Consider the following 24277-nt stretch of genomic DNA (forward strand, 5'->3'; position numbering starts at 1 on the left):
TGTGGCTGTTCATTTTTCGAATGTGTTCTCGAATGTATAATGCACGATTATACCATAATTTCAACCATAAAGAATGAATTTTCGCAAATTTTGGACGATAACCGTTCTTGATTCCTCAAGCGGACAGGAATAGACTAAGAATTAGCAGGAACAAAGAGGATCAAGCGCCGAAAGGCCGCTTTGTTGATAGGCTGTTCGGGACCTTGCGCGCCCGCAGGAAGGAGGAAGCCGGGATGATGGCACAGGAAGGGTATCCCAAGAACGGACGAGTCATTTTACATATCGATATGAACGCGTTTTACTGTTCCGTTCACGAAGTCATGCAGCCCGAGCTGTACCGGGGCAAACCGATCGCGGTGTCGGGCAGCGTGGAACAGCGCAAAGGCATCATCGTAACCTCCTCCTATCCCGCCAGGGCGCGCGGAGTCAAGACGGGCATGCTCGTCCGGCAGGCGATGAGGCTTTGTCCGGACCTTGTGCTCATCAAGCCGAACTTTGATTTGTACCGGCAGTTTTCCCGCGGATTCCGCCGTATAGTCTATGATTATTCACCGATGGTCGAGACCATGTCCATTGATGAATGTTATGTGGACATAACGGGTTCCAAGCAGTTCGGAACCCCGCTTCAGATCGCGGAGGAGATTCAGACCCGGATACGGGAAGAACTGGGCCTGCCCTGTTCGATCGGGGTGGCGCCGAACAAGCTTCTGGCCAAGATGGCTTCCGATATGAAGAAGCCCAACGGATTATTCGTGCTTCGTCTGCGGGATGTGCCGAAGGTTCTCTGGGACAGGCCCTGCGGAGAATTGTACGGCATCGGCAGAAAAACGGCCGAGAAGCTGCAGAAGCTGCAGATTCACACGATCGGCCAACTGGCGGCCGCCGACGAAGGGCTTCTCCGCAAGTCGTTCGGCATAAACGGATCCGCGCTCAAGCAGGCCGCCAACGGCATCTCCCGGTCGGAGGTTAACCCGGAGCGCGAGCCGAACAAGTCGGTCGGCCACACGACGACGCTTCCTTACAATTACACGGACCGCAAGGAAGTTTTCCGAGTCTTCCTGAATCTGGCCGATCAGGTCGGGCGCCGGCTCAGACATCAGAAGCTGATGGCTTCGACCGTGCAGATTACGATCCGGGACCCCGATATGAAGACGATCACGCGGAACGTGACGCTGCCGGTGCCGACCGATCATCACGAGGATCTGTACAAGGCCGCTTGCGAGCTGTTCGAGCGGCATTGGGAGCCGGAAAAGCCGATCCGCTTGCTTGGCATCACGGGCCAGAACCTGACGCCGAAAGAGGAGGCTGCGATTCAGCTCGATCTGTTCAGTTACGAGCAGCAGCCGAAGAAGGACAAGCTGAGCGAAATTATGGATGCGCTCCGGGATAAATTCGGAGAAGACGCGGTGCTCACCGCGGGGATGATCGGCGACAATCCGTCGGCGCATATACGCAACCGCAAGCGGAGGGGAACTTCGTTGCAGAAAGACCCCGACGGAGATTCATTCCCGTTATAAAAAGCCGGGAGCCGAATAACATCCGGCCCGAAATGAAATCTTAAAGGGGAAGAGCCGGACACCGCGCGGCGGCTGGCTTTTCACTTGTACTTTCCGTTGAACTTTCGAATACTTTATATTATAGTGGACAATGGAGGACTATTAGAGGAGGAATTCATATATGGCTAAGTATACATGGGTGGAAAAAGACACCTGCATTGCGTGCGGAGCTTGCGGCGCAACTGCTCCAGATATTTACGACTACGATGATGAGGGTATTGCGGAAGTGATTTACGAAAACGACGGTAACCATGGCGTAACCGAAATTCCGGAAGATCTGTACGACGATCTGCAGGATGCGCAAGACGGCTGCCCGACCGATTCGATCAAAGTGGCCGATACTCCTTTCAATATGTAAGATTTCTTTCTTTATACAAATAAAGCCTTGTTTCCCCATCGGAAACAGGGCTTTTTTGTGTGTTATTGTCGGATTAACTCGAATAAACCAGAATAACGGAAATGAAGAGAGAAAAACCGACAGGATTTGAAGGAAATTCAACAGAGCGGCTGCTCCTGCCGATAAAAAGAGAAGAAACACCGGTAATCCTTGAGGCAGGCGGTGAAAAAAGTGAGCACAGAAAAACCGGACGAGAAACTGGCCCGATTTTTGCGGCACAATCCCATTGAAGACCGGGTTTATTTGAAGGAATACGTCCGGGATCATCCGGATCAGAGGATGGCGTGGTACCTGCTCGGCAGGGAATATGCGGCCCGGGGAGACCGGGGGAAAGCCGCTTACTGCTACGCGCAGTCCGGCGAAATCTATGAAGCGTTCGAGAAACGGAAAATAACCGTCGACTGGTCGGCGCTCGATTCCTCCGTCCCCTGGCCGCAGGAGCTGAAGACGGCGGCCAAGCGGAGCCGCCGCAGGAAAGCCGCGCTTACGGCCGCTCTGCTGGCACTGATCGCGCTGCTGCCGTCTCCGGCGGGAACGGACGCGGGAGACGGGCGCCCCGGCGGAAGCGCCGCCGCATCGGCGGAGCTCCCGGCTGCGGACGGGGGGCTCCGCGTCTACCTGGCGGCGGAGAAGCAGACGTCCGCGAGCGGGGCGCTCGAACGGATGCTGCTGCGCGACAGGCCGGCAGGCGGCGAAGCGGTCCTCCTGTCCGCCCAGAGCGCGGACGGGCCGGGCGGCGGCTGGATCGCCTGGCACCGGCCGCTGAAGCCGCTCCTGTCGGTCGCAAGCGGCGGGCCCGGCGAAGCGGCGGCGATCGCCTATTTCGACGCCGCCGCCTGCAACTGCCGCCCGGACGACCCGGGCCGCTTCGCGGAACCGGCGGGAGCGTGGCGGCAGCGCCAGGAGCAGCTCCTCGTGCTCCGGTCGGCGCTGGAGGCTTACCGCGCGGCTAGCGGGAAGCTGCCGGAGGGCCCGGAGGAGCTGCTGCGCCCGTATCCCGACAACGTGATGTCGGGACTTACGCCGTACATGCGGGAAGCGTTCCCGCTTGTACGGGAGGCGGCCGCCGCGGGCGCGAACGGGCAGGCCGCGGCCGGGACAGGCGGCGCGGGCACGGCCCCCGGCGCAAAGCCGTCCGCCGCTTCCGTCGCGGCGGAGGAGGCGCTCGGCGAGCCGCTGGCGATCCTCATCGACACGAAGCTGCACCGGCTGGCGCTGGTGAGCGGGCGGACCGTTGTGCGGAGCTACGAGGTCGGCCTTGGGGGCGCTCGGACGCCGCTCGGCGAATTCGCCATATCCGAGAAAGTCCGCGATCCCAAGGGGAGGAAGAAAGGCGAGTTCGGCACGCGCGGGATGACGCTCTCCGATACGGACTATGCGATCCACGGGACCAGGCACCCGTCCTCGATCGGCAAGGACGAATCGCTGGGCTGTATCCGGATGAGGCAGGAGGACGTGGAGGAGCTGTTCGACATGGCTCCGAAAGGCACGAAGGTCACCATAGGAAGCGGGCTGCTCCCGGCGGAGCTCGTCGGTGACGGGTCCGGCGGAGACAGCGGGGCTTCCAAAGGAAGCGGCGCACCCGGAGCCGGATTCGGTCCGAAGGGAGCTTTTAAGCTTCCTTCGGAGGTTAAGGAGACGAATCCCGGTAAAGTATACCGCTGGCTGGATTAAATCCCCGTCCGTTAGGACGGGATGTGAGAGCGTCTTCCCTGCTATGTGCGGGGCGGGCGCTTTTTTTACGGCCGGTCAGAGATCCTTGCGTCCGACGCGTTACGAGACGAAGGCCTGCCGTTTAACCCCCGGTTTTTTAAAACCGATTAAAACGATCCGGTTTATCGAAATAGGTTCTGTCGAAAGAACGTCTCAAAATAGGCAAACATTTGTACGGAATTTGCCATAAAACGAACGATTTGTGTGTTATAATATATTTCGTTCGTGTTTAATGCCGTTTAACGGGAGTTATACGTCCTGATCAAGGGACTCTGTACGGGTAAAAATCTTTGCATTCTCGCGCGGAACGCGATAAACTGACAGATGAGAGTACTGAGGAACGGAGTGTCAACTGCATGGTATACAAAAAGATCGCTAAGCCGGTCCTGTTTCGCATGGACGCGGAGAAGGCGCACCATTTGACGATTAACGGACTTAAAACGGCTGCCAAAATCCCGGGAATGTCGTCCGTTATCGGCGCCGCATGGGGGGCCGGACATGCCCCCGAACTTCACAGCACGCTCTGGGGAATCGCGTTTCCGAATCCGGTGGGACTTGCGGCCGGGCTGGATAAGAACGCCCAGGCGGTGGAAGGGTTCTCCCGGATGGGGTTCGGTTTTATGGAAGTGGGGACCGTTACCCCCAAACCGCAAAGCGGCAACGACAAGCCGCGGCTTTTCCGGCTTCCGGAGGATGAAGCCCTGATCAACCGGATGGGCTTCAACAATATCGGCGCGGAGGCGATGGCGCAAAATTTAAGCCGCCTCGGAAGCCGTCCGATCCCCGTAGCCGTCAACATCGGCAAGAACAAAACGACGCCCAACGAGCAGGCGGAAGAAGATTACCGCTCCTGCATCCGCACTCTGTATGGACACGGAGATTTTTTCGTGGTGAATATCTCTTCACCGAATACACCCGATCTGCGTAATTTGCAGCATGGCAATGATCTGCAGAGATTGCTTCATGCGGTCACGGGCGAGATGAAGATTCAGCACGAGCGGACCGGCGGCGCGGCCAAGCCGGTTCTCGTCAAAATTGCGCCCGACTTGACCGACACCGAGCTGGAAAATACGATTGCCGTCATCGGCGGAAGCGGGGTTTCCGGGATTATCGTTTCGAATACGACGCTCGGACGCGACGGATTGAGTCATCCCAACCGGGATCAGGCAGGTGGCCTGAGCGGACGTCCGCTGACATCCCGTTCGACCGAGCTTATTTCGCGCGTGTACCGGATGACGGAAGGACGCATCCCGATTATCGGGTCCGGCGGGATTTTCACCGCGCAGGATGCCTATGACAAAATCCGGGCGGGAGCGAGCCTCGTCGAGGTGTATACGGCACTTATATACGAAGGCCCGGGCCTTTTGAAGAAATTGAATGAAGGTTTGTCGACCCTGCTTAAAAAAGACGGCTTTACCCATATTTCCGAGGCGATCGGGGCAGATCAACGTCGACTTTGACCGGAAGTGGAGGCAGTTCTTATGGATGGAAGAGATTGGAAGAAATTTCTGTTTCCTTATGAACAGACCGTAGAAGAACTCAAAATTAAATTCAAAACGCTTCGGGCGGAACTCAAAAACCGCGAGGAATACTCTCCGATCGAATTCGTGACCGGGCGCGTTAAAAAAATTTCCAGCATTTTGGATAAAGCCAAGAAGCTGAACGTATCGATGGACGATCTCGAAACCGGCATCGAAGATATTGCGGGCATCCGCATCATGTGCCAGTTCGTTGAAGATATCGAAACGATGCGCGAGCTGATCCACCAGCGTAAGGATATGAAAGTGCTCTACGAGAAAGATTATATCGCCAACAAGAAGGAAAGCGGCTACCGCAGCTTTCACATCATTATCGAATACCCGGTGCAGACATCTCTGGGGATGAAAAAGGTGCTCGGTGAAATTCAATTGCGTACGCTGGCGATGAATTTTTGGGCGACTATCGAGCATTCCCTGAATTATAAATATAAGGAAAGCATGCTGCCGGAGGAGGTCCGCACGCGACTGAGCCGGGCGGCCGAAGCCGCTTACCTGCTGGATCAGGAAATGTCCAATATCCGCGGTGAAATCGTGGAAGCGCAGAAATTGTTCGAAGACAATTCGAATCTGGTTACCGTTATTCTGAACTGCATCCAGGTGCTGTACTTCTATCACCGCGTGCGGGAAGCCGTCCAGTTCCAGATGCGCTTCAACGAAATTTTCGAGAAGGACGATACACGGGCCATGCGCGAGCTTCAGGAAGAAATCCAGGAAGCCATTAATCGGGCGAAAAAAGGGGCGCGCTGATTTGCGTCCTTACGATCCGTTGTACCTCGCTTTTTTATACGAGTTCAATGTAAACCGGGACTATTACGAATGCCATGAAGTGATGGAGACCCTCTGGCTGGAAGAAGGCCGGAAGCCGTTTTACCAGGGTCTGCTGCAAATTGCCGTCGGACTGTACCATCATCTTAACGCTAACGTATCGGGAGCCGTTAAATTGATGGAATCGGGGATCGCGAAGCTGCAGGGGTACCCGGACAGGCTGCTCGGAATAGACGTGGCCCTGCTGCTGCGGGATGCGGAGGCTTATCTGGGCAAGCTTCGGAATAACGGGGCGCGGCCTTTCGTGCCTTATCCGCTGGAAATTCGCATCGTGGATGAGGACCTGGCGAGACGGGTCCGGCAAATTCAAGGCGAGCGGGAATCGGACGGGGAGGAATCGGGATGATTACGGGCATTCACCATGCGCAGATTACGATCGGGAAAAGCGACGAGGAACGGGCCAGGCAGTTTTACTGCGGCCTTCTCGGCCTTCAGGAAATAGACAAACCGTCGGAGCTTGCCGGAAGAGGCGGCTTCTGGCTGCTGGCAGGGGCCACGCAGATTCATGTGGGAACGGAAAGCGGAGTCGATCGTACGGCCACCAAAGCCCACCTGGCTTACGAGGTAACGGATATTGAGGAAGCGCGCAGCCGGCTGCGGGGGGCGGGAATCGAACCGCTGCCTTCCGTCGCTATTCCCGGCTACGAGCGTTTTGAATGCAGGGACCCGTTCGGGAACCGGGTTGAGTTTATCCGGCGGACCGAATCCTAGACGGAAACGCCAGGGAAGAAACCGGCTGGCATAAGACCCGGCCGGTTTTTTTGCGGGCAGGGGTAGGACAAGAGAGAAGAGCGGGCGGGATAACGGTGTCCGCCTGTTTCGCCGATACAATAGGATACATAAGATGAGGGAGTGGTGGGAATGACGGATTATCAAAGCAGGCCTTTGTCGCCGGACGATTTGGACGTTATTTGCGGGATGCCGCAACATGCGGGCGAACTCTTTTACATGTATCCGAAAGGCGTATTTCCGCTAACGCCGGAGCAGATTCGGGAAGCGTTGAAAACACGGCTGTGCCCGACCGTTATAACGGCCGAAAACGGAGAAGTTGCCGCTTACGCCAATTTGTACGACTGTGTGCGGGAGAAGGAATGCTGGCTCGGAAACGTGATTGTGGCGCCCGGCTACCGGGGAAAAGGGGCATCCTCTTATCTGATCCGGACGATGATGGACAAAGCGAAGCGGGAGCTTGGTGTTCCGTTTCTGAATCTCATCTGTCACAACACGAATACGCCCGCGCTGCTTCTGTATGCGAAGCTCGGTTTCCTTCCTTTTGACGTGTCTGAGAAGGCGGGACCGGACGGCAAGCGTCTGGCCGGCATTCATATGCGCGTCTCTCTTTGAGCCAGTGATTCGTGGCGATGAATAGGCTCCCGCAGCCGGTGTGGGAAGCGGACAGCCGGGAATAAAGCGAACGATAAAAAGGCCGTGAATCTCACGGCCTTTTTGTTTTGCCTGGGATAGGGCGTTAGGCGGCATTATAGTTGAGCGGGCGGCTTCGGGAAAGAATCGGTTTCCGGCTAAAACGAAGGGACAAGCAGCCGTCACTCAAAATTTCCTTTACGCATCCAGCCTCCGTTTCGGCTGCCGGGAAATTTGGCGGGGAGACGCCGGCAGGCATACGCCGACCACTCCGGCAATCATCAGGGCGGCTCCGATCAAATGGAAATAGGCCAGTTTCTCATGCAGGATGATGACGCCGGCCGCCATGGTAACGATCGTCGCCAGCTGGCTGAAAATGCTGATTTTGAAAACCTCCATTTTGGAAAGGGCGTAATTGGACAGAAACGAACTCGCAAGGGAGGACAGCACGCCCAGAAAAAGAACCGAGACGGTGAACGAAAGGTCGCCGAAAGGTTCGAAATAGAGAGGCAGCGTGCCCTGGACGGCGCGGCGGATGACCGCAAATCCGTTAAACGCGATGAAGCCGAAAAGCAGCGAAACAAACGTCAAGTCGAGCGGCGTATAGTTCCGGCTTAATTTTCTCGCAAGCACGCTGTATCCGGCGGAGGAAAGAGCGGAGAGCAGGATCAGGAACAGTCCGGCACCGTTCATCGTACGAAAGTCCAGTCCCTTCATGGCGAAAATATAAACACCGCCTGCCACAGAGAGGGCGATAAACAAATTTTGCCGCAGGCCGGTCCGTTCCTTCAGCACAACCGAAGCGAGCAGCATAGTGAAAACGGGGGCTGCGGCTTGAATGATTCCCGCCTCGGAAGCCGACGCCTGTACCAGGCCGAAGGTCTGGAAAGCAAAAAACAGAACGGGATACAGCACGGCCATCGGCAGGATGGCTAAATAATCTCTCTTCCGTATGTTCAGCCGGGTCCTGCCGAGGGCGAGGAAGAGGAGCAGCGCGGCCAAAGAAATCGTAAACCTGTGCGCCAGGAGGTCGAATGGGCCTGTGGAAACGAGAGCGGTTTTCACGAATATGAACGAGAAGCCGATGATCAAAGCGTAAAGTACGGCGGATAGGTAAGCTTTGGTAAGAGGTGCTGCTTTCATGGCGAACTATTCCTTTGAGCCTGCATGCGAAGCGGTTTATTAAGGTCCTTGCTTAGATTTTAAGGGGATGGGCGCCTATGCTACAATAGAAGAAAACGTTAACTGTACCGGTACAGATTGGCCGGAGAGGTGAATTCATGCACAAATATGAAGGAATTTTAACCGATCTGGAGCGGCAGATCGCGGACCGCCGTTATAAAGAGGGAAGCAAACTACCCTCCATCCGGCAGTTGTCGGAAAGTTACGGGGTTAACAAAAGCACCGTTATCCGTGCACTGGAGGAATTGGAGAGCAAGCACTTGGTTTATTCCATCGCCAAGAGCGGGTATTATGTCGTCCAATCGTCGACGGACACCGTCCAGGACTCGCCGGATGTCATCGATTTTGCAGTATCCGCCCCGGACCCGGCCTTTTTTCCTTATCTGGATTTCCAGCACTGTATGAACAAAGCGATCGATACGTACAAAAACGATTTGTTTGTGTACGGCACTCCTCAAGGACTGCCCGCACTGCTCGTGATGATGCAGAAGCTGCTTGCGGATTATCAGGTGTTTACGCGCGTCGGCAGCCTGTTTGTCGTGTCGGGGGTGCAGCAGGCGCTGGCCATACTGTCCGCGCTTCCTTTTCCGAACGGTAAAACGAAGGTGCTGATCGAGCAGCCCGGCTACCACCTGTTCATTGAACAGCTCGTGACTCACGGGGTTCCGGTCATGGGAATCCGGCGTTCGCGGGAAGGGATCGATCTGGACGAACTGGAGCGGATTTTCCGCACGGAGCCGATCAAGTTCTTTTATACGATTCCGAGGTTTCATGCCCCGCTCGGGAGTTCTTACCCTACGGATGTGAAGAGGAAAATCGCGGCCCTTGCCCGCAAGTACGATGTCTACGTGGTGGAAGACGACTATCTGGCCGACTTGGAGCCGGACGGGAAAGCCGATCCGGTCCATGCTTACGATGAGGGAGGACGGGTGATTTATTTGAAAAGTTTCTCTAAAATCATGTTCCCCGGCCTTCGCATCGGGATCGCGGTTATTCCCGGCAGTCTTGTGGCCCTCTTCAGCCGGTATAAGCGCATCGCCGACATCGACAGCTCGATGATCTCCCAAGGCGCGCTGGAGATTTACTTGAAAAGCGGGATGTTCGAACGGCACAAGCATAAAATCAAAGCCGCCTATGCGACCAGGTCGCTGCTGCTCCGGCAAATGCTTGCGGAGCATGAGCCGCTTGCCGGCGGCGCCGTACAAGTAGCTGCGGATAGCGAAGAGCTCTCTCCCGTCCATACCCACCTTGTGCTGAGCCCGTCTGTATCCCAGCCGGAGCTGGCGAGGCGGCTGCGTAAAAAATCGGTGGTGATCGAACCGATCGACAAGCACTACTTGCCGGGCTTTCCCCGGGACAATTATTTGAAGCTGAATGTCTCCCAAGCCGGGGACGAACAAATCCGGAGGGGAATCCGGCTTCTCATGGAGGAGCTGGGACGATACGGAGACCGCTGAAGCCCCGGGGGAAGGCGGTTGGACAAATAAACGGAGGTAGCTCCAAGCGGCCTGCCGTTTTTTTTATGGGCATAAGCGGATTGACAAGATTGTATATAGTGTATATAGTATACATATACAATATAAACAAAGCTGATGCGAAGCGGGTGAACTATGAACATTATTCTTTCGCAGAGTTCAGGCGAGCCGATCTACGAGCAGATCCGCCAGCAGATTCAGCGCCAAATTCTGCAGGGGGAACTGCTTCCCGGTGAAGGACTGCCGTCGATCCGGCAGCTCGCAAAAGATCTGCAAATCAGTGTGATCACGACCAAGAGAGCTTACGAGGAGCTGGAAAAGGAAGGGCTCATCGACTCGGTCGTCGGCAAAGGCTCCTTCGTCTCCGGTCTGAATCGGGAATATATCCGGGAACAGCAGTTAAAGCAGTTTGAAGCGAAATTGGCGGAAGCCGTCCGGGAAGCCAGGCAGCTGGGAATAACCGTGGATGAAACGATCGAAACCGTCAAAGCGCTGTATGAAGAGGAGGAAGAGATCCGATGAACGCCGTGGAATTTAAACACATTTCCAAAGTCTATTCAAACTTCAGCATTCAAGACCTGTCTTTTGCGGTTCCGAAAGGATACATTACAGGACTGATCGGTCCTAACGGTGCGGGCAAAAGCACGCTGATCAAAATTTTACTCCATCTCGCTATTCCGGATCAGGGACGTGTCTTCATAGAAGGAATGGAGATGCCGGTACGGGAGAAAGAGATCAAAGAAAGGATCGGTTTCGTGTCGGACGAAAGTCATTTCTACGAGCATTTAACCGTCCGCCAGACCGGAAGGCTGCTCGCTTCTTTTTACCGGAATTGGAACGAGACGCAGTTTCAAACCTATCTGGAGCGGTTCGAGCTTCCGGCCGGGAAGAAAATTTCGGACTTATCCAAAGGTATGAAGATGAAGTTCGGTCTAGCCGCGGCTCTTTCCCACGGGGCTAAGCTTCTGGTGATGGACGAACCGACCGCCGGGCTCGATCCCGTCTTCCGGCGCGAGCTGCTCGATCTGCTGGCCGATCTGATGCAGGATGAACAGCATACGATCCTGTTCTCCACCCACATTACGACGGATTTGGACCGCGTCGCGGATTACGTCGCCTTCATGAACCGGGGCAAGCTCGTTTTTAGCGAGAGCAAGGATAACGTTCAAGAACGGTATGCCATCGTAAAAGGAGGGACGGAGCTTCTGGATGCGGACATCCGCAAGCAGTTCGTTTCCGTCCGGGAAACGTCCGTAGGCTTTGAAGGCCTCGTTTACAACCGGCCGCAGGCCGAGAAGTTGTTCGGAGGCTATGCGGTCATCGAGCCCGCGAATCTGGAAGATATTATGGTTTACACGGTCAAAGGAGGGTACAGCCATGGTGGCACTGCTTAGCAAAGATTTTCGCGTGATGAGAAAAGAGCTCTTGTGGATGGCGGTCTACGTCGTTTTCTTTGCCGTTTCTTTCTCCAACTCCCCGATGGGCGGTGTAGTGGTCCAGCTTGTTCCCTCCATTATGCTCTTATTTATTTCCGCGAATCATGACGTGAAGAACCGCAATTTCATCCTGCTGGGCAGCCTTCCCGTGCGGCGGTCGGACATCGTACGAGCCAGGTATGTGAGCGTGCTTCTGTTCGGTGTACTGGGGGCGGGGATCGGTTTTATCGTAAGCACGGCAACGTCAATGATACGAGGGATGGGCGGCGCATCCGCCTTCTCCTGGGGAACCTCCGGGATTCTCGGTGTCATGCTGCTCGTGTATGCGGCGATTTACCTTCCGCTGCATTACTGGCTGGGAGACAAGTATCTGCAGGTGATCAGCGTTATTATGATGATCCTGCTGTTCGTATCGACTTCTATGCTCGGCTTAATTGTAGGAGCGACGGACAGATGGGGGCTTCCTTCCCCGGCGGCGGTCGCGGTTATCGCGGTGTCGGGAGCGGCGGCATTTTTCGTTTCTTATCTGATTTCGCTCGGAATCATGAAAAAGAAAGATTTTTGACCCGCCGTCCCGGAGAGCGGGAATAACATAACAAAAGCAGCGGATAAGCTCCGCTGCTTCTTTGGTTTATTTGCCGTTGTGTTTGAGGAAAAATTCTTCGAACTTCGCAGGCGTGTTGCCTTCGGTTCCGCCGTTTTCCGGCACGCCGCCAACCATGCGTTCTACTTCAACGCCGTCTTTGTAGTATACGAGTGTAGGCGTGAATTCAATGTTGTATTTTTTCCAGCCGTCCTGGAATTCAAGCAGGTTAAACTGCTTCACGTCGATCCCCAGCTTTTGTTGCATCGGGACAAGGACGGGCGTCGTTACTTTACAGTGCGGACAATCGGCGCCATAGTAGTACAGGAAGAAGCTTTCTTTGTTCGCGATGCGTTTGTCGAGCTCTTCGGGTTTGATCAGGTTCTGGTAATTCGGGTCTTCGAGCAGTTTCTGCGTGGCCGGTTTCAGCTTGGAAGCGGATACGCCGTAAAGCTTGTTGGCCGCGTCGTCATTGCCCTTGTTGGAAGTTTTCGTGACCAAGAAGATCGCGACGAATAGGACAACGATAATGCCTAAGTAAATCGCTAATTTTTTCATAATTCACTCCTTAGAGGTGTACTTGTTTAGCTAGAATAATTTCGAGACGAAAGAGTGCAAATCCTGCTTGTTCTTCGTGAAAAAGTGAGAAAATCGTGAAACATTTCCTGTTTTTTTGTCAGACCGAAGGTGCAAGCAGGCACGGAATAGTCTATAATACGGGGAGCCGCACTAAATTCCGCCCGGTATGCTTTACACGAACGCTTCGACCGATTACCCCGATTCGCATAAAAGGCAGTCCACCGAACATGCCCCGGCCCCGGATTCAAGGAGGCGAGAGGGCTTTTATTCATAGGGCGGAAAAGCAGGAAACCGAGGCAGGCTCCATCAAAAAATTGACCGGAAGGAGGCGGAAGCGCGATTAAAAGAAAAACACAACGGCTCGATAAGGTGCTCGCTCATCTCGGCTACGGTTCACGGTCCGATTTGAAAAAGGCGGTCAAAAACGGCCTCATCGAAGTGAACGGCATCCGGGTCAAAGACAGCGGAATGCAGGTGGACCCGGAGCAGGACGAGATTAAAGTAAGCGGAGAAAAAATCGTTTACCGGGAATTCGTCTATCTGCTTCTGAATAAGCCGCAGGGCGTCGTTTCCGCGACGGAAGATAACCGGGACCGCACGGTAGTGGATTTGCTCAGCGAGGCTTATACGCCTTTTGACGTATTTCCCGTCGGCAGGTTGGACAAAGATACGGAGGGGCTTCTGCTGCTCACCAACGACGGCAAGCTGGCCCACAATCTCCTTTCTCCGCGCAAGCATGTGCCGAAGACGTACTACGCCAAGGTGGAAGGCGCGGTCGGAGAAAGCGACAAACAGGCGTTTGAGGCGGGCGTCGAGCTGGATGACGGATATGTAACGATGCCGGCTCAGCTTCGCGTTCTGACATGTGATATAACCGCCGATCCGCCACGCTCGGAAATTGAGCTGACCATTCAGGAAGGGAAGTTTCATCAGGTGAAACGGATGTTCCAGGCAGTCGGCAAGCGGGTCGTTTATTTGAAGCGCATCTCGATGGGGCCGCTCCAACTGGACCCGGCTCTGGGACTGGGCGAATACCGGGAACTGACCCTAGAGGAACTGGAGCTGCTTCAGGTCAGGCCTTCTCATGATTCCGGCCCCGGTGCCGACAACGATCTACATAAGTGAGACGAGGCTAATGCAGCGTTCACAAGACAGTGCATAAGGCTGTACGCAAGGCTGTACGCAAGGCACAAGACAGTACATGAGGCAAGAGAGACAAAACCAGATCATAACGGAGTGGAAAGGAGACCTGTCCCATGACTTACAAACTGATCGCCCTGGATGTTGACGGCACGCTTCTGAACGACGACTATCTCCTTACCGAGCGGACACGGGAAACCGTACGCCGTGTGCACGAACAGGGAAGCTCTATCGTGCTCTGCACGGGCCGCGGGCCCGCAAGCGCCATTCCGGTTCTGGAGGAACTGGGACTGGAAGGAACGGTCATTACACACAACGGCGGCGCCACCGTTCAGTCTCCCGGGCTGGAACTGATTCATCAGTATGCGTTCCGGGTGAGCCAAATCGCCCCTATGATCGCGTACTGCCGCGAGCATGAGGTGCACTTCGACGTATGCGCCCCGTTTGATATGTACCTGGAGCGTTTAACCGAGATCGAACAGGCGATGTACAAGAAGTTCTTCGTCACTCCGCATCTCGTTTCGGATGTAACGGCTTTGACGGTCCCGCTCGTCAAGTTTACGCTTTACAGCGCGGACCCGGCCGTCATGGACACGGTGGAGCGGGATTGGTCGCTTTCCCGGCTGTACGGCGATCTCCGTATGATCCGCAGCGGGGATCATTTTATCGACGTGATGCACGCCGATGCCACGAAAGGCAACGCACTGCGGAGCTTATGCGAAAGTCTCGGCATCCGTGCGGACGAAGTGCTTGCCATCGGCAACTACTTCAACGACCTGGAGATGATCTCCTTCGCGGGTCTCGGAATCGCGATGGCCAACTCTCCGGCAGGCGTTCTGGAGCAGGCGGATCAAATAACCGCCTCCAACAATGAAGACGGCGTAGCGCAAGCGCTGGAAACGCACGTCTTGCAGACGGTTCGCCGGGATTGAGCTTTGAGTGAATTGAACGAACATCCCGTGCGGTTCCCTAAAAAAAGAAAAGGCGGTGCTGCCAATGGCTCGGTCCGGTAACACCGACAAAACAAAAGTCCTGCTGGCGATCATGGTCGTGACCTTCCTTTCTTCCATCGAAGGCACGATCGTGTCGACCGCCATTCCCCGCATCGTCGGCGATTTGGGCGGTCTGGACTTGATGAGCTGGGTCATATCCATTTACCTGCTCACCACGGCGGTTTCTACCCCGATATTCGGCAAGTTGTCCGATTTGTACGGACGCAAGAAAATTTTTATGATCGGAACCGGTTTGTTCCTGATCGGCTCGACCTTGTGCGGAATCGCGCAATCCATGGAAATGATGATCTTCTTCCGGGCGGTCCAGGGGATCGGCGCCGGCGCCATTCTTCCCGTTACGATGATTATCGTCGGAGACATTTACTCGTTCGAAGAACGCGCGAAAATCCAGGGCTGGATCAGCGGCATCTGGGGGCTTTCGGGCATTCTGGGGCCGCTGGCCGGCGGTCTGATGGTCGATTACGTGTCGTGGAGATGGATTTTCTATTTTAACATTCCGTTTGGCATTATCTCCATGCTGCTGATTTCCGCTTTTCTGCACGAAAATCTGGAGAAAACGAAGCGGCCGATCGATTATCCGGGCATTGTGACGTTTACGATCAGCATGACGGCTCTGATCTATGCCCTGCTGAGCGGCGGGGTCCAGTACGCCTGGGGTTCGCCTGTCATTCTCGGTTTGCTGCTCGTCTCCGTCGTCTTCCTGTTTATTTTTATCGCCGTAGAAAAAAGATCACCGGAGCCCATGCTGCCTCTTGACCTGTTCAAGGACCGGCTCCTTACGCTCATCAACTCGTCGGGCTTTATTCTCAGCGCCATCCTCGTGGCGGTCACGATCTATCTGCCGCTCTGGGTGCAGAGCGTGAACGGCGGCGGGGCGACAGGCTCGGGCTTCGCGCTGATCCCGCTGTCCATCTGCTGGACGATCGGCGCAGCCCTGGCGGGAAGAGGCTTTGTCCGCCTGGGCGTAAGATCCGCCGTCCTCATCGGAGTGGGAGGAATTACGGCGGGGTCCGTCGCCTTGGCCCTAATGACGGCCGCGACCCCGGGGTGGGCGCTCGAAGTGTACACGGCGCTGTTCGGGATCGGCTTCGGCTTCGCCTTCACGGCGTACACGATCACGATGCAGTCCGCCGTAGGCTGGAAGCTGCGCGGAGCCGCGATGTCTTCGCATACGTTCATCCGTACGCTCGGCCAGACGCTGGGGATTGCGGTGTTCGGGATGCTGTACAACACCTCGCTGCATACGTATCAGCAGGCTCATCCCGATCAGGTCGGAGGCATCGACCTCAACAAAGCGCTGGACGCCCACGGACGCTCCGCGTTCTCGCCGGAAACGATGGCGGGCATCCGCGAGCTGTTTGCGTTCAGTCTGAGCCGCATTTTCTGGTCCCTGCTCGTTCTGGCGGCCATCGGCATCGTGCTCACGCTGCTTCTGCCGAAACGGTTCAAGGTCGAAGAAGAGCCGGAGCAGGCGGTTGAACACTAAGCCGTCCCGTCAACCTTGACGGATTGAACGGAAGCTGCTTCTTCCTGTTTGAGTTGAAAAAAGCTTACCCGAAGTCTGCATAAGTAGACTCCGGGTGAGCTTTTTTTCTAAGGATTTATGGGCTATAGCGATACAACAATTTCAGTTCTGTCTTCCGTACGGTTAGAAAACAAACAACTCATTGTATATGATGTGATTTCGACAAGGAGATGTTAGTGGTGCGTCCCGTCATTCTATATAGAATGCATGGATGTGTAAGTATGCAGGAAAAAAAGCATGGCTTGGTCTTATGGAACTGACGGAATACGGTTTAAAAGAAAAGGAACCCAACAGATTTTCTTTTCCTTTTTACCCATGTATAGTAAAAAGTATCCGGAAGTGTGGAGGAAAGAGAACTTGGTGAAAAAATCCCTGGTACTTTTCTTGTTATTAGCCTGGGTAATGGTAGCGGTCAGCTGCAGCAAATCAAGCAATAAACCTATTCCTAAGCCTGTGGCTAAGATAGAGGACAGCTCTGTAATCATTCCTGTTGAGGTCGTTTCTTATAGCTGGGGAGCTAAAGACGGCTATGGGGCACCGTGGGAAGTTATGGATAATAAAGACGCCGTACCTGTTCCCAAAAAATCTTCAATTGCTATTTCCTTTGACAAGACTCCAGAAAAAGTTCAATTTCGTCAAACCCTGAATAAACAAGAATTTAAAAATCTTGATATCCAATCGAATGAAATAATTGCCCCAGATAAAGAAGGAGTATATGTTTATTCTTTTTTAGTTAAATGGCCCGAAGGGTCTGTCGATTATGCAATTAAAGTACAGGTTCAGTAAAGGGAATTCCTTGAATCAAAGTATTTAGGAAAAGGCCGGCTAACACCAACTTTTTTTACTCGGAAAATAGTGCTTTGTTTGCAAGCAAGTGGGGTAATCAATAATAGCTTATCCGTCTGCATTTGCGGACTCCGGGTAAGCCTTTTTTGTTATGGGCCTGCCTCCCGGTTGTCACATATATTTCCGGCGATTCGGGTACGCTAGGAGCAGAATCTTCCGGGTAAGCATGTTTGGCCTGGCCAGAACTTGCTGCATCGTCCGGAAATACCGATAAGGGAGGCAGAGCAAATGGCCCAGCTAGTACTAAGACCCGACCTGAAAACGGCGGGCGGAGAAGTGACGGAAATCTTGGTGGACGGCCGTTTTGCCGGAATTATCAGTTTGGTGTACCGCGAAGGGGACCGGATGACCGGGGGCATTCAGCTTGAGGATGCGGTATTATCCCCTGCCGGCAAAAGAGAAGTGGACGCATTCGTGCGCAACCATATCCAATGGCTGGTCGATGCGATGAACATCCGGGAATGCGACGTTGTGCTGACGTATGGCAGCTATGACCATATCATCGGCACTCCGCTGCTTTCGGACGAATCCCCGGCGGTGGACTATGCGGACGATGAAACGACGGCGGAGTGGGTCGGTGACGAATCGGTATACGGAGACTACGAGGAAGATGAACTCGATGACATCTCCATGGAAGAGGACGCTTACGATGCGGAACCGGATTACGAGCTGGTGCTTCTGGAGGATTCGCGCGGGCGGGTGGAGTACCAGCTTTTCGATCCGGGTTCCCGCCTTGTGGCGGAAGCGTCATGCCGGATCTACGGCAGCGAAGCCGTATGTATGCTCGACTGGGTATTCGACCCGCTTGAGGAAGAGATGGAGCTCGCATCGAACCTGATTGTTGCCGATTTTCAGGAAGAAGAGACCGAGAACTTTTTGTTCCACAGCCGTTTTGACGGGGAAATTGTGGATTCGGTCGAAATCTCACTGGAAGAGGCGGATGAGCTGAGCGAGCTGGACAGCGAAGAAGACGAATTTTCGGTTATTCTGGCAAGGGATGACGGAGATACGCTGACCTATGAAATTTACGAGCAGGAATATGGGGGCATTCCGATCGGAACGGCCACTATTGACGTAAGCGAGGATCAACTGACCGGCTTTATCGACTTCCGTCAAACCGACGACTCCCGCCAGCGGCAGGAAATTGCCCGGCTGCTGATGGAGGAGCTGGATAAGGAGCAGGATTACGATTCGCTGCATCTGTCCATGCTTTACCGCAACAAGTTGATCGATGAATTGTTGTTCGAAAATGTTACGGTTCAATAACACGTAAAGCGGAGCCGGGGCTCTGCGTTTTTTCCGTAAAAAAAGAGCGGTCCAACTCGCCGGATGACGATAAGGACCGCTTTTTTTGCTTTGTGCCGGGCTTTGGGGGAAAGGGGCAGGTAAGCTTCGGGTTAATTACTGGTTTTGATTAACCAGTTCTTTCAGCGTCTGAAGCGATTGAACGCCTACCATCGTTTTGACTTCGCTGCCGTTTTTGAACAGTTTCAAGGTAGGAATGCTCATCACGCCGAACTTCGAGGCCGTTTCAGGATTGTCGTCGACGTTGATTTTGGCGATCGTTACCGCTTCGCCGGCTTCTTCCGTCAGTTGGTCGAGGATCGGGCTCTGCATTTTGCAGGGACCGCACCACGGCGCCCAGAAATCGACGAGAACAAGGTTGTTTTTATCCAGCGTTTCTTGAAAAGTTTGATCGGATACATTTAGCAAAGACATGAGAATCCCTCCGTGTGTGAAATTTTAGTGTAAGACAAGATCAGAACGAATTTTTAACGATAACCTGCTCCAGCGGAAAGCGGCCGGACGCATAAGCCGGTTTCGCCGCTTTGCCGACGGAGATCAGCAGAGTCGGGATGTAGCGCTCGGGAATGTTAAATTCCTGCACGAGCGCGGCCGGATTGAATCCGCCCATCGGGCACGTGTCGTAACCGAGCGCTTTCGCCGCGAGCATAAGCTGCATGGACGCGAACGAGGCGTTGCGGATCGCTTCATCGCGGGGAATGCTGCCGCCGCTCGCATAAGCGCCGTTAATTTGCGACACGAGCGTATCTTTGATCTCCGGCGTCAAAAACCCGCTTTCTACACCCGCCCCGTAAATCGTCTCGGCGTTCAGGTTCGCCTGCAGGTCGCCAAGTACGGCGACGACAAAGGAGCTTTCCGTGACCTGCTTCTGGTTGCTTGCGATGGGAAGCAGACGCTGCTTGGCGTCAGGGTCGTCGATCACGAGGAATTTCCAGTGCTGCAGATTCCAAGAGGAAGGCGCCTGGTTAGCCGCGTTCAGGATAAGCTCCTTATGCTCCTCGGGAAACACAAAATCCGGATCGTACGATTTTACGGAGTGGCGCTCCGCGATGACTTTCAGTGTTTCTGGAAGCTGTTGAGTCATAAATGTCCTCCTTTTGGCGGTTTGCAGAGTTATAGGTAATGTGTGCGGTTTTGCGGAAAACATGTCTCGTTCCCGGAAGTTCCGCGTAGTCAATTTTTTCAGGCCAAGCATTCCCGGCCATCGGTTAAAAAAAGCGGGCCTCCGGCCGTTCGACTGGATAGGGAGAACTCGGTTGGGCCCGCTGGCAGAAGGACGGAGATCCGGGCATAACGGATGCCGTCTGGGTGGACTAAACTGTAACTAAATAAGTTACGCTATATCTAGTATAATAAATATTACAGTTAAAACTGTCAAGAGCAACTTTTCACATTCGACAATTTCAGTCATAATCGGAAGTGGAAGGAAGTGGAACTTAAATGAGTGTCCTGCAAAATGAACTGACGCACCTTATCTTTCTGGCAGAGGTCGTGATCGCAAGCCGCAAAAAAGAAGTGATGGAAGATACGCTGCAGTGTCTGCTGTATATTATCAAGTCGCTGCCCGAAGTTGAAGTGCCGGACAGTGTTGCAGAACAGATCGCTCATTTGACGGAACGCATTGAGGAGAAACTGCGGCAGGAGAATGAACGGATTCAGGAGATACAGGGAAACATCGGCCGACTGGCCAAACCGAATTCAATCGCGTAGCCGGCCCTTGATTAACATACAACAAGAAACAACCCGCAGGGAAGATTCAGCTCCTGCGGGTTGTTCCGTTTGCTTATGTAAGGCAGGATTACAGGAGGCGGATCTTATTCGTTGCCGCCCTTCCTTTCTTTCCAGAAAAGGGCGCTGAGCATGCGCTCGACCCATTCTTTATCCTGCTCGGTCAATTCGATGCCGTCGAAGATAAGTTCGTTGTCATGAAGAAATCGCCGCAGGTTGACCGGAGCCTTGGGCTTGTCCTCGCCGCTTTCGGGTTTGTCGAGATATCCCGCGATTTTCATCAGCTCGGCGTAAGGAATATTCAAGCCTTCGGACAGCTTCATGAGCACATCCGGAGACGGGATATTGCGGTTGCCGTTCTCAAGCTGGGAAATATAAGCGGCCGATACGCCGGAACGGTCTGCCAGTTCGCGGATCGTATAGCCTTTCAGCTTGCGGAGATCTTTAAGCTTGTCATAGAAATACATCGCAGCACCCGCATTTCTTGGTAAACATTAGTTAACATGTTTATCATAGCAGGGAATATGTGGTTTTTCAAAGGGGAACTTTGGACGCGCGGCTAAAAAAATGAACATACACGAAAAACAACCCGCAGGGAAGATTCGGCTCCCGCGGGTTGTTCCGTTTGCTTATGTAAGGTAGAAATGCAGGAGGGCGGCCGACGGTCTTATCCGTTGCGGCTGTTCCGTTCTTTCCAGAAGAGGGCGCTGAGCATGCGCTCCACCCATTCTTTGTCCTGTTCCGTCAGTTCCATACCGTCGAAGATGAGATCGTTGTCATGAAGAAACCGGCGCAGATTGACCGGAGCCTTGGGCTTGTCCCCGCCGCTCTCCGGTTCGTCTAAATATCCGGCGATCTTCATCAGTTCGGCGTAAGGAATATTCAAGCCTTCGGACAGCTTCATCAGCACATCCGGAGACGGGATATTACGGTTGCCGTTCTCAAGCTGGGAAATGTAAGCGGCCGATACGCCGGAACGGTCTGCCAGTTCACGAATGGTATAGCCTTTCAGCTTGCGGAGATCTTTAAGCTTGTCATAGAAATACATCGCAGCACCCGCATTTCTTGGTAAACATTAGTTAACATGCTTATCATAGCAGGGAAAATGTGGTTTTTCAATCGGGGGTAAAAGAAAGAAGGGCTATCGTCAACTATAGTAAATATTTATGTTTACAATAGTAAATTATAATGCTAACATGGAATTAATTAGGAAATGGGGGGCCATGATTTTTTATGAGGATTATCGCCAAATCGGAAGAATTTATCCGCAGAAGAATGACACTGGGACTGACCCAGCGGGAGCTCGCCAGACAGACGGGATTAAGCCATGCATACATCAGCTTGCTGGAGCGGTCGATGAAGTCGGTCGGCCCCGGGGCCGCGAAGCGTCTGAGCATCGTTCTCGGAAAGCAGGTTGAGGAGTTGTTCCACATTCAGTGAAGAAAAGGTGCGGTCCCGACAGAGGCCGCGCCTTTTTTTGTCATCACCGTTGTATTGTCTTTGCTGCCGAAAGGCCGGGCAGGCGATAAGTCAGGCGGAGAATTTGACGACTTTGTTCTTTCCGGTCGTTTTGGCCTTGTACATCGCTTCGTCCGCCTGTTTGATCAGCTTGTCTCCCGTGAGGCCTTTCTTGTAGGTGCTGAAACCCATGCTGACGGTGACGATGGTTTCTTCTTCGATGCGCTTGCGTATTCTCTCCGCAAGCTCGGCGGGTTTGACATCGGGATCGGTCAGCAGAATGACCAGCTCCTCGCCGCCGTAACGCCCCACGATACCGCTTTCGTCCGTTTCCTGGCGCATGATGCTCGCCACCTGCTTGAGCATCTCGTCTCCCATGTGGTGGCCCTTGGTATCGTTAAGCTTTTTGAAATTGTCTATGTCGCTGAACAAGACCGAAACGTTCAAATTCAGCCGGATATACTGTGAAACTCTTTTATCGAAATATTTGCGGTTATACACTTTGGTCAAGCCGTCGGTGATCGAGGACTGGTAAATCGCCTGCATAAGCTCGACTACCCGATCGAACAGCAGGAAGAATAGAATCGCCACATAGATGACCGGAATAAACCATTCCGCCAGCATCAGCCATTTTTGCTCCCCTTGAAACAGGTACAGATTGACCATATGTGCCGTTTGTCTGGCGAAATACAACGTCATCATGGCCTGGAATTTTCCTTGCTGCCCGATAAGAGGCGTGATGGTATAAGCGCACAAAAAAATCAACACGAATATGTACAGCTCCAGCGGCAAGTCGGCCAGCAGCGCAGCCTGCTCGGGACTTCCTCCGGACGGCGGGTAAAAATGAAAAGCGGAAACGCCCAGAGCGACCGCGATCAAGCCGTAAAAATATAAATAATGACGCCGCCGCGTCGGATTATACAGTTGATAAACGCCCAGATTGGTCAGGACGAAGGTGACGACCTGAAGCAGATCGTCCGCGAAGCCCGACATGCCCTGCAGCTGACCCGAGGCCTGCCAGTAAAGCCGGAGCAGATTATGCGCGAGCATGAGGATGAGTGAGACGGTCATCGAGAGATAGCCTTTTTTTCTGCGTGTGTAGTAAAGCCTTCCCGAGATGAAAATCATCAGGGTAAGAATGACTAGCATCATGGAGCTGGCCGTCTCCGGACCCCATGTTTCAATCGGATCGTTCCACAAGTTCAACATTCCTCCGAGGTTGTCCGTTCCCTCTTGCGCGGGCCGGATTCAAATGTACGTTCGCATTTCAGGCGATTTCATTATAGCAAAATAGGGCGGGGACAAGAACAACTTTTTTTCGGAAAAGTACCGGCATATTAGAACACCGGCAGGACCGGCAGAGCGTGTTCTCTTTTCTATTAACCGGGTAGAAGGTACAATAAGAAGTGGCTGAGCGTATGATGCTGTAAGCCGGATTTACGCCGCGCAAGCGGACGGAGGATCAGGAGTGTGCACCGATGAACATTTTGCAAGCGTTATTCTTCCCGCCGGAGCAGCCGGGCGGAGTTTCTTCCATGGTCCCGTATATCACCGAAAAGTTTAATAAAAGAGGCTGGGACATGGAGCTGTTTTCCCTTCCCAGAAGGGTCAGAGGCAAGGGAACCGAACCCGTTACCTTCAATACGTTCGATTGGACCCGTTACGCGGGAAATCCGATTGTGGACAAATATATCCAAACCTACAAAGACTACGTGTGGTGGTCGAAGCTTCGTATCCGCAAGAGCTACGATCTGATTCATGCTCATCACCCGATTGCCGCGCTCGCTATCAAGGAAGTATTTCCCGATACGGCGGTCATCGTAACGGTTCACTCCAGCTACGAGGGAGAGCTTTTACTGAACGGAAAAATAGAGGGAGGCGGTCCCGAGCAGCTTTTTCTAACGTCGATTTACGGGGAAATGGAAGCGCGGCTGGACCAGATTCTAACGGTTTCGAACTCATTTAAGGGTTATATAAGCGAATTTATCCAGGATCCCGACCGGATCGGGGTGATCCCGAACGGCTACGACGAGAAGCGCTTCCGGCCGATTTCCCACGAGAACGAAGTGGCCCAGCTCATTACGGTGTGCCGCCTGGTTCCGGCGAAAGGGCTCGAAACGCTGCTCCAGGCCTGCGCAATGCTCAAAGAACGAGGGCATCCTTTCGTCCTGCATATTATCGGCGACGGCCCTTCCCGCACAGAGCTCGAGGAATTGGCTAAGGAGCTGAACTTATACGAAGAGATTATTTTTTACGGGTACATGCTGCACCCGGAAGAGTTTATGCCCTTCTTCGATATTTTCGTTCTTCCTTCGAAAGCAGAAGCGTTCGGCTCCGTATTTGCGGAGGCAGCTCTCTGTCTTTTGGCACTAGTAGGCACGAATGTCGGAGGGGTTGCGGAGCAGATCGAGAACGGACGCAACGGGCTGCTCGTCGAGCCGGGGGATGCGCCGGCACTCAGTCAGGCCTTGGAGAAAGTCGTGGTCGATCCGACCTACCGGTATCAACTAGCACGTGCGGCTTCGGAGAAGGCGAAAAAATCGTACTCGCTCAACAGGGTTATCCGGCAACTGCGCGGCGTGTACGAGAGGTACGGGAAATGAAAAGGTTCATTGC

Annotated in this window: 27 protein-coding genes; 20 read left to right on the top strand and 7 right to left on the bottom strand. The window is 53.8% G+C overall.

Features of this window, described 5'->3' with window-relative positions; all coding sequences use genetic code 11:
- Positions 1–236 precede the first annotated feature (236 nt).
- The 8 genes from KVT34_RS17360 (at position 237) to KVT34_RS17395 (ending at position 7373) form a co-directional block, all read left to right on the top strand.
- Positions 237–1517: a DNA polymerase IV gene (locus KVT34_RS17360; RefSeq protein WP_217560168.1), complete on the top strand. Its 1281-nt coding sequence runs from the start codon at positions 237–239 to the stop codon at positions 1515–1517.
- Positions 1518–1677: 160 nt separating this feature from the next.
- Positions 1678–1914, top strand: coding sequence for a ferredoxin (locus tag KVT34_RS17365; protein WP_009674781.1), 237 nt, complete (start codon positions 1678–1680; stop codon positions 1912–1914).
- A 210-nt stretch (positions 1915–2124) separates the two neighbouring features.
- A complete protein-coding gene (locus KVT34_RS17370) occupies positions 2125–3627 on the top strand; it encodes a L,D-transpeptidase (RefSeq protein WP_217560066.1) in 1503 nt (500 codons plus the stop codon).
- 395 nt (positions 3628–4022) lie between these two features.
- Entirely contained in the window at positions 4023–5126 is a 1104-nt protein-coding gene (locus KVT34_RS17375; RefSeq protein WP_217560067.1) for a quinone-dependent dihydroorotate dehydrogenase, read from the top strand.
- 21 nt (positions 5127–5147) lie between these two features.
- On the top strand, positions 5148–5951 hold the full coding sequence (yjbM, locus tag KVT34_RS17380) for a GTP diphosphokinase (protein WP_217560068.1): 804 nt from the start codon (positions 5148–5150) through the stop codon (positions 5949–5951).
- A gap of 1 nt (position 5952) precedes the next feature.
- Positions 5953–6375 carry a DUF309 domain-containing protein gene (locus KVT34_RS17385; RefSeq protein ID WP_217560069.1) on the top strand — a complete coding sequence of 141 codons (423 nt, stop codon included), beginning with the start codon at positions 5953–5955 and terminating at the stop codon, positions 6373–6375.
- The gene (locus tag KVT34_RS17390; protein WP_217560070.1) at positions 6372–6740 is read left to right on the top strand and encodes a VOC family protein; all 369 of its coding nucleotides are present in this window, start codon (positions 6372–6374) and stop codon (positions 6738–6740) included. Before KVT34_RS17385 ends, KVT34_RS17390 begins: the two co-directional genes overlap by 4 nt.
- 150 nt (positions 6741–6890) lie before the next feature.
- Positions 6891–7373, top strand: a complete 483-nt coding sequence (locus tag KVT34_RS17395; RefSeq protein ID WP_217560071.1) for a GNAT family N-acetyltransferase — start codon at positions 6891–6893, stop codon at positions 7371–7373.
- A gap of 216 nt (positions 7374–7589) precedes the next feature.
- Here the strand turns inward: KVT34_RS17395 and KVT34_RS17400 are convergent, their stop codons facing one another.
- Positions 7590–8534 carry a DMT family transporter gene (locus KVT34_RS17400; RefSeq protein WP_217560072.1) on the bottom strand — a complete coding sequence of 315 codons (945 nt, stop codon included), beginning with the start codon at positions 8532–8534 and terminating at the stop codon, positions 7590–7592.
- Positions 8535–8671: 137 nt separating this feature from the next.
- Between KVT34_RS17400 and KVT34_RS17405 the strand changes: the two genes are divergently transcribed.
- From KVT34_RS17405 to KVT34_RS17420, 4 genes are all read left to right on the top strand, one after another.
- Positions 8672–10030 (top strand): aminotransferase-like domain-containing protein, encoded by a 1359-nt coding sequence (locus KVT34_RS17405; RefSeq protein ID WP_217560073.1) that lies wholly within the window; start codon positions 8672–8674, stop codon positions 10028–10030.
- A gap of 153 nt (positions 10031–10183) precedes the next feature.
- Complete coding sequence (locus tag KVT34_RS17410) at positions 10184–10570, top strand: GntR family transcriptional regulator (protein WP_217560074.1); 387 nt, start codon at positions 10184–10186, stop codon at positions 10568–10570.
- Positions 10567–11442: an ABC transporter ATP-binding protein gene (locus KVT34_RS17415; protein WP_217560075.1), complete on the top strand. Its 876-nt coding sequence runs from the start codon at positions 10567–10569 to the stop codon at positions 11440–11442. Before KVT34_RS17410 ends, KVT34_RS17415 begins: the two co-directional genes overlap by 4 nt.
- Positions 11426–12049, top strand: coding sequence for an ABC-2 transporter permease (locus tag KVT34_RS17420; protein WP_217560076.1), 624 nt, complete (start codon positions 11426–11428; stop codon positions 12047–12049). The genes KVT34_RS17415 and KVT34_RS17420 overlap by 17 nt, the downstream gene beginning before the upstream one ends.
- A 66-nt stretch (positions 12050–12115) precedes the next feature.
- On the opposite strand, the gene KVT34_RS17425 is transcribed toward KVT34_RS17420, so the two are convergent.
- A complete protein-coding gene (locus KVT34_RS17425; RefSeq protein WP_217560077.1) occupies positions 12116–12625 on the bottom strand; it encodes a thioredoxin family protein in 510 nt (169 codons plus the stop codon).
- 360 nt (positions 12626–12985) lie between these two features.
- On the opposite strand from KVT34_RS17425, the gene KVT34_RS17430 reads away from it, so the two are divergent.
- From KVT34_RS17430 to KVT34_RS17450, 5 genes are all read left to right on the top strand, one after another.
- Positions 12986–13771, top strand: a complete 786-nt coding sequence (locus KVT34_RS17430; RefSeq protein WP_309244103.1) for a pseudouridine synthase — start codon at positions 12986–12988, stop codon at positions 13769–13771.
- A 131-nt stretch (positions 13772–13902) separates the two neighbouring features.
- Positions 13903–14718 carry a Cof-type HAD-IIB family hydrolase gene (locus tag KVT34_RS17435; RefSeq protein ID WP_217560080.1) on the top strand — a complete coding sequence of 272 codons (816 nt, stop codon included), beginning with the start codon at positions 13903–13905 and terminating at the stop codon, positions 14716–14718.
- 64 nt (positions 14719–14782) lie between these two features.
- A complete protein-coding gene (locus KVT34_RS17440) occupies positions 14783–16285 on the top strand; it encodes an MDR family MFS transporter (RefSeq protein ID WP_217560081.1) in 1503 nt (500 codons plus the stop codon).
- 276 nt (positions 16286–16561) lie between these two features.
- The gene (locus KVT34_RS17445; RefSeq protein WP_217560082.1) at positions 16562–17110 is read left to right on the top strand and encodes a hypothetical protein; all 549 of its coding nucleotides are present in this window, start codon (positions 16562–16564) and stop codon (positions 17108–17110) included.
- Positions 17111–17398: 288 nt separating this feature from the next.
- Entirely contained in the window at positions 17399–18436 is a 1038-nt protein-coding gene (locus KVT34_RS17450; RefSeq protein WP_217560083.1) for a hypothetical protein, read from the top strand.
- A gap of 135 nt (positions 18437–18571) precedes the next feature.
- Here KVT34_RS17450 and trxA read toward each other — a convergent pair whose 3' ends face one another.
- Complete coding sequence (gene trxA, locus KVT34_RS17455; RefSeq protein WP_042230833.1) at positions 18572–18889, bottom strand: thioredoxin; 318 nt, start codon at positions 18887–18889, stop codon at positions 18572–18574.
- A gap of 40 nt (positions 18890–18929) precedes the next feature.
- The gene (locus KVT34_RS17460; RefSeq protein ID WP_217560084.1) at positions 18930–19559 is read right to left on the bottom strand and encodes a nitroreductase family protein; all 630 of its coding nucleotides are present in this window, start codon (positions 19557–19559) and stop codon (positions 18930–18932) included.
- A 356-nt stretch (positions 19560–19915) separates the two neighbouring features.
- Here KVT34_RS17460 and KVT34_RS17465 point away from each other — a divergent pair, with 356 nt between their 5' ends.
- Positions 19916–20185, top strand: coding sequence for a hypothetical protein (locus KVT34_RS17465; protein WP_217560085.1), 270 nt, complete (start codon positions 19916–19918; stop codon positions 20183–20185).
- 104 nt (positions 20186–20289) lie between these two features.
- Here KVT34_RS17465 and KVT34_RS17470 read toward each other — a convergent pair whose 3' ends face one another.
- Positions 20290–20670, bottom strand: a complete 381-nt coding sequence (locus KVT34_RS17470) for a helix-turn-helix domain-containing protein (RefSeq protein WP_217560087.1) — start codon at positions 20668–20670, stop codon at positions 20290–20292.
- A 200-nt stretch (positions 20671–20870) separates the two neighbouring features.
- Positions 20871–21251 carry a helix-turn-helix domain-containing protein gene (locus KVT34_RS17475; protein WP_217560088.1) on the bottom strand — a complete coding sequence of 127 codons (381 nt, stop codon included), beginning with the start codon at positions 21249–21251 and terminating at the stop codon, positions 20871–20873.
- Positions 21252–21436: 185 nt separating this feature from the next.
- Between KVT34_RS17475 and KVT34_RS17480 the strand changes: the two genes are divergently transcribed.
- Entirely contained in the window at positions 21437–21643 is a 207-nt protein-coding gene (locus KVT34_RS17480; protein ID WP_009674753.1) for a helix-turn-helix domain-containing protein, read from the top strand.
- A 90-nt stretch (positions 21644–21733) separates the two neighbouring features.
- Here the strand turns inward: KVT34_RS17480 and KVT34_RS17485 are convergent, their stop codons facing one another.
- Positions 21734–22861 (bottom strand): GGDEF domain-containing protein, encoded by a 1128-nt coding sequence (locus tag KVT34_RS17485; RefSeq protein ID WP_217560089.1) that lies wholly within the window; start codon positions 22859–22861, stop codon positions 21734–21736.
- A 278-nt stretch (positions 22862–23139) separates the two neighbouring features.
- On the opposite strand from KVT34_RS17485, the gene KVT34_RS17490 reads away from it, so the two are divergent.
- Positions 23140–24264, top strand: coding sequence for a glycosyltransferase family 4 protein (locus KVT34_RS17490; protein ID WP_217560090.1), 1125 nt, complete (start codon positions 23140–23142; stop codon positions 24262–24264).
- The last annotated feature ends 13 nt before the right edge of the window (positions 24265–24277 follow it).

This window comes from Paenibacillus sp. GbtcB18 (assembly GCF_019091125.1).
Classification (GTDB): Bacteria; Bacillota; Bacilli; order Paenibacillales; family NBRC-103111; genus Paenibacillus_F; species Paenibacillus_F chitinolyticus.